Annotated in this window: 5 protein-coding genes; 3 read left to right on the top strand and 2 right to left on the bottom strand. The window is 59.6% G+C overall.

All coding sequences use genetic code 11. The annotated features are described in order from the left end of the window. Positions 1-78: 78 nt before the first annotated feature. The 3 genes from AC1DH9_RS21620 to AC1DH9_RS21610 all read left to right on the top strand — a co-directional run bounded on the left by AC1DH9_RS21620 (position 79) and on the right by AC1DH9_RS21610 (position 2,385). Positions 79-555, top strand: a complete 477-nt coding sequence (locus AC1DH9_RS21620; RefSeq protein WP_442114413.1) for a thioesterase family protein — start codon at positions 79-81, stop codon at positions 553-555. Between the two features lie 21 nt (positions 556-576). Then, positions 577-1,740 carry a gamma-butyrobetaine dioxygenase gene (locus AC1DH9_RS21615; protein ID WP_427545105.1) on the top strand — a complete coding sequence of 388 codons (1,164 nt, stop codon included), beginning with the start codon at positions 577-579 and terminating at the stop codon, positions 1,738-1,740. Between the two features lie 381 nt (positions 1,741-2,121). Further along, complete coding sequence (locus tag AC1DH9_RS21610) at positions 2,122-2,385, top strand: hypothetical protein (protein WP_427534024.1); 264 nt, start codon at positions 2,122-2,124, stop codon at positions 2,383-2,385. Positions 2,386-2,483: 98 nt separating this feature from the next. Here the strand turns inward: AC1DH9_RS21610 and gbdR are convergent, their stop codons facing one another. Together gbdR and AC1DH9_RS21600 are read right to left on the bottom strand one after the other, a co-directional pair. Then, positions 2,484-3,587 carry a choline metabolism transcriptional regulator GbdR gene (gene gbdR, locus AC1DH9_RS21605; protein ID WP_071553003.1) on the bottom strand — a complete coding sequence of 368 codons (1,104 nt, stop codon included), beginning with the start codon at positions 3,585-3,587 and terminating at the stop codon, positions 2,484-2,486. 513 nt (positions 3,588-4,100) lie between these two features. After that, positions 4,101-5,343: L-serine ammonia-lyase (locus AC1DH9_RS21600; protein WP_477808757.1), on the bottom strand; the 1,243-nt coding region annotated here is incomplete at its 5' end.

Here is a 5,343-nt window from a genome sequence, read left to right as displayed (position 1 = left end):
AGACAGCGTAAACCCTGTGGGAGCGAGCCTGCTCGCGATAGCGTCAGTCCTGTCACCACCAACGTCGGAACCTGAACAATGCCAACCCTCACCACCTACACAACCACCATCGCCCCCGACTGGGTCGACTACAACGGCCATCTGCGCGATGCGTTTTACCTGCTGATCTTCAGCTACGCCACCGATGCGCTGATGGATCAATTGGGCATGGACAGCAACAACCGCGAAGCCAGCGGCAACTCGCTGTTCACCCTCGAACTGCACCTCAATTACCTGCACGAAGTGAAGCTCGGCGCCGAGGTCGAGGTGCACACCCAGATCATTGGTCACGACCGTAAACGCCTGCACCTCTATCACAGCCTGCATCTGGTCGGCGACGAAAAGGAATTGGCGGGCAACGAACAAATGCTGCTRCACGTCGACCTCGCGGGGCCACGCTCGGCACCGTTCAGCGAGCCGGTACTGAACAAACTGCTGGCCATGACCGCATTGCAATCGGACCTGCCCACCCCTGCCTACATTGGCCGCGTGATCGCCCTACCGCCTGAAAAATAACAATCAAGACAAGGAGCTCGCATGAACACCGCCGCCGCTGTTGCCGACTTCCGCAGTTACCCTTTGATCAGTGCGTTGACCACCGTGCAAACCCTGGCGGATCACGTGCTGGTGAAGTGGGCCGATGGTCGGGTCAGCCCCTTTCATCATCAATGGTTGCGCGACAACTGTCCGTGCCCGGTTTGCGTGTATGCCGTGACCCGCGAACAGGTGCTGGAAATCGTCGATGTCGCTGAAGATCTGTCCCCCTCCGTAGCCCAAGTGGATGCGCAGGGCTGTCTGTCTATCGACTGGCTCGACGGCCATACCAGCCGCTTCGATCCCGGCTGGTTGCGTGCTCACGCCTATGACGATGAATCCCGCGCCGAACGTTGTGCCGGCAAACCGAAAAGCCAACTGTGGAACAGCCAACTGAAGCTGCCGGTGTTCGAGTACCAGGCGGTGATGGACGATCCCAAGGCACTGCTGCAATGGCTTCTGGCACTGCGCGATATCGGCCTGTCCCAAGTACGCGGCATCCCTACCGAACCCGGCTCGCTGACACACATCGCCAAGCGGATTTCGTTTATCCGCGAGAGCAATTTCGGCGTTTTGTTCAACGTGCAATCCAAGGCCGACGCCGACAGCAACGCTTACACCGCGTTCAACCTGCCACTGCACAGCGATCTGCCGACACGAGAGTTGCAACCGGGGCTGCAATTTCTGCATTGCCTGGTCAATGACGCGAACGGTGGCGAGAGCATTTTTGTCGACGGGTTTGCCATTGCCGACGCCTTGCGTCAGGAAGACCCCGAGGCCTTCCGGGCGCTGTGCGAGATCCCCGTGGAGTTTCGCAACAAGGACCGCCACAGCGACTACCGCTGCCTGGCACCGATCATCGCCCTCGATACGCTGGGGCACGTGTCGGAAATCCGCATGGCGAATTTCCTGCGGGGGCCGTTCGATGCATCGGTCGAGCAAATGCCCAGGTTGTACCGGGCCTATCGACGGTTTATCGCCATGACCCGCGAAGCGCGTTTCAGGCTTATCACCCGACTCAATCCTGGTGAAATGTGGTGCTTCGACAACCGCCGAACCCTGCATGCCCGTAACGCTTTCGACCCCAGCAGCGGCGCCCGGCATTTCCAGGGCTGCTACATCGATCGCGATGAATTGTTGTCGCGCATTTTGGTGTTGCAACGTTAGACCGCGTCATCGTTCATCGTCGGAACGCCGCCCGGAGCAGGCTCGCTCCCACAGGGGTATGCGATCCCATGTGGGAGCGAGCCTGCTCGCGATGGCGGTAGACCGGACACCCATAACGACCTGATTCACAGACAAAAAAAAGCCCCGATCAAGCCGTGACAGGATCGAGGCAGAAGTTACTGTTGAGGAGCTGTTGCGCGAGGGTGACCAAACCTTCGTGAAGCCAGCTGAGTCCAGTGTGCCGACTCCCCACTCACGCAAGTTAGTCGAAAACGACCTGTTCATAGGTATAGCGGCCATTGCGACAAATCGTCCTTGCCCCGTCCCATCACCCCTACCAGAATCGAACCACGACACCGTTCCCTGAAGAAGGATTGCGTCATGATGCACGCTGATTTGATTGACCAGGAAGACCTGTTGGGCCAGCTCAAGGCACGCGGATTTGAAGTCCCGATGGGGGCCACTGCAGAGCAGGCCTGTGAATGCGCGGTACGTGGCCTGGATGACATGCGAGCCTATGAGCTGCGCAAAATGGTCAAGGACATGTACACCAGCAGCGCAACGATTCTGCCCGCCGTGCGCCAGGCGATCGACAAGCAACTGCTGCCGGCATTGGCGCTGTACCAGCAAAGCCGTAGCGCCTGATAGATCACCATCGCGAGCAGGCTCGCTCCCACATTGGTTTTGTGTCGTTCACAGATCCAGTGTGGGAGCGAGCAGGCTCGCGATGAAGGCGCTGCGGTTTAGAGCCTTACACTAGCGAAAGTCGACTCGTTACGCGCCTGACTCAACGCCGACATCGGCCCGGACAACGGTGCCAGCACCAGTGCCTGCGGAATCGGCATCATCGCCACCTGTTGGGTGGTGTTGGAACCGACGCGCTCGTCACGCGGTGGAATGCCGAAGTATTCGCGGTAGCACTTGGAGAAGTGCGGTGTGGACACAAAGCCGCAGACCGAGGCCACTTCGATGATCGACATCGGCGTTTGCTTGAGCAATTGCCGGGCGCGGATCAGCCGCAGCTTGAGGTAGTAGCGCGACGGCGAGCAGTGCAGGTATTTCTGGAACAGCCGCTCCAGCTGACGACGTGAAACGGCGACATACACCGCCAGTTCATCGAGGTCGATCGGCTCTTCAAGGTTGGCCTCCATCAGCGCGACGATTTCCTGCAACTTCGGCTGATTGGTGCCGAGCATGTGCTTGAGCGGCACGCGCTGGTGATCCTGTTCATTGCGGATGCGCTCGTAGACGAACATTTCCGAGATTGCTGCCGACAGTTCACGGCCATGGTCGCGACTGATCAGGTGCAGCATCATGTCCAGTGGCGCGGTGCCGCCGGAGCTGGTGAACCGGTTACGGTCGAGGGTGAACAAGCGAGTGCTCATGGCCACCCGCGGGAAAGCTTCCTGCATCGACGCCAGACATTCCCAGTGCACGCTGCAATCGAAACCATCCAGCAGACCGGCACACGCCAGGGCCCAGCTACCGGTGCAGACCGCACCGAGACGGCGCGACTGACGGGCCTGGCTTTGCAGCCACGACACGTGTTCACGGGTTACGGTGCGTTGAATGCCGATGCCGCCACAGACAATCACGGTGTCCAGGGCCGGGGCTTTGTGCATGGAGGCGTCAGGAGTGATTTGCAGGCCGTCACTGGCCCAGACCTGACCGCCATCAACGGTGAGGGTGCTCCAGCGATACAGCTCGCGACCGGACAATTGGTTGGCCATGCGCAGGGGTTCTACGGCAGAAGCCAGGGAAATCAGCGTGAAATTGTCCAGCAGCAAAAAGCCGATGGATTGAGGCGCACGGTTCTGGGGTTGGGCCCCTGAGTTGAACGACGTCATCGCGGTATCTCCTCACACAAAGCGGGTGATGGCCTCAGGCGGAGGCTCTTGTTATGGCCATCGTTCTCTTGCGTGAGACGGGGCTTTGTTATGACAGAGCAATTGCCATGCCTAAAGTTGAATGCGCATTCAATAACTCCTGAAAACGACGTCGCGATGTGTCTATATGTGTCTATAGAGCTCAGTCGACGCGTAAGGGTTATCAGGCTGGCAGATGCCCTACCCCGCGGGGTGTGAGCAAATCGGTAGCACTTTTTGGAAGCGCATCAACAGTGCCGGGGAAGAGTGTCACCCAAGGCACAGGTGACGAGCGGTCAGAGCCCGGAATGACGTCTGACCGTTGGGGTATTTGTTGCCTGATTGCGACGCGCTAAAAGGTGGCGCTCAGTTGGATCAGTGTTCACTTAACGCGCAGTTTTGACTGGTTCGCCCTCTTCGCGAGCAGGCTCGCTCCCACAGGATTTGCGCTGCCAATGTGGGAGCGAGCCTGCTCGCGATAGGGTCAATTGGGTCTCAGCACTCTACCGCGCTGACCGCCAACCCACCGCGCGATGTCTCTTTGTATTTATCGTGCATGTCGGCGCCGGTATCGCGCATAGTGCGGATCACCCGGTCCAGCGAGATGAAGTGTTGACCGTCACCGCGCAGGGCCATTTGTGCAGCGTTGATAGCCTTCACCGCGGCAATCGCGTTGCGCTCGATGCACGGCACCTGCACCAGTCCGCCGACCGGGTCGCACGTCAGGCCAAGGTTGTGCTCCAGGCCGATTTCCGCCGCGTTGCAGAGTTGCTCCGGCGTCGCACCAAGAATCTCCGCCAGCCCTGCCGCCGCCATCGCGCAGGCCGAACCGACTTCACCCTGGCAACCGACTTCAGCACCGGAAATCGAGGCGTTCTTTTTACACAGGATCCCGACCGCCGCCGCACCGAGGAAATAGTCGACGACGTTAGCGTCCGTCACCGCCTCGCTGAACTTCATGAAGTAGTGCAACACCGCCGGGATGATCCCGGCCGCGCCGTTAGTCGGTGCCGTGACCATCCGCCCGCCTGCCGCATTTTCTTCGTTGACCGCGAGGGCGAACAGGTTGACCCACTCCATGGCGCTCAAGGTCGAGCCGATCACGTTGGGCTTGTTCAACTCTTGCAGGCTGCGATGCAGCTTAGCGGCACGGCGGCGTACATTCAGACCGCCAGGCAGGATGCCTTCGTGCTTGAGACCCTGCTCGACGCAGTCCTGCATGGCGCGCCAGAGTTTCATCAGGCCGCTGCGGATTTCCTCTTCCGAACGCCAGACCTTTTCGTTCGCCATCATCAATTCGGCGACGCGCAAATTGTGTTTCTTGCACAGGGCAAGCAGCTCCGCTGCGCTGGAAAAATCGTAAGGCAACACGGTGCTGTCCAGATCGACCACGCCGCTTGAAGCCTGCGCCTCATCAACGACAAAACCACCGCCGACTGAATAGTAGGTGTCGCGGTGCAACTCACCGTTTTCACCTTCAGCCACCAGGGTCATCGCATTGGGATGGAATGGCAGGTTCTCATCGATCAGGCGCATGTCCCGGGCCCAGATGAAGGGCACCGGCAAGCGACCGTCGAGCAACAGTGTGTGGGTTTCACGCAGGGTTTCGATGCGAATGCCGATTTGCGACGGGTCAATCGCGTCCGGCCATTCGCCCATCAAACCCATGATCACCGCATTGTCGCTGCCGTGACCGATGCCGGTGGCCGACAACGAACCGAACAGCTGGACCTCGATC

The sequence above is a fragment of the Pseudomonas sp. 05T35 genome, from assembly GCF_056396605.1.
This window is presented reverse-complemented; position numbering and strand designations above follow the sequence as displayed.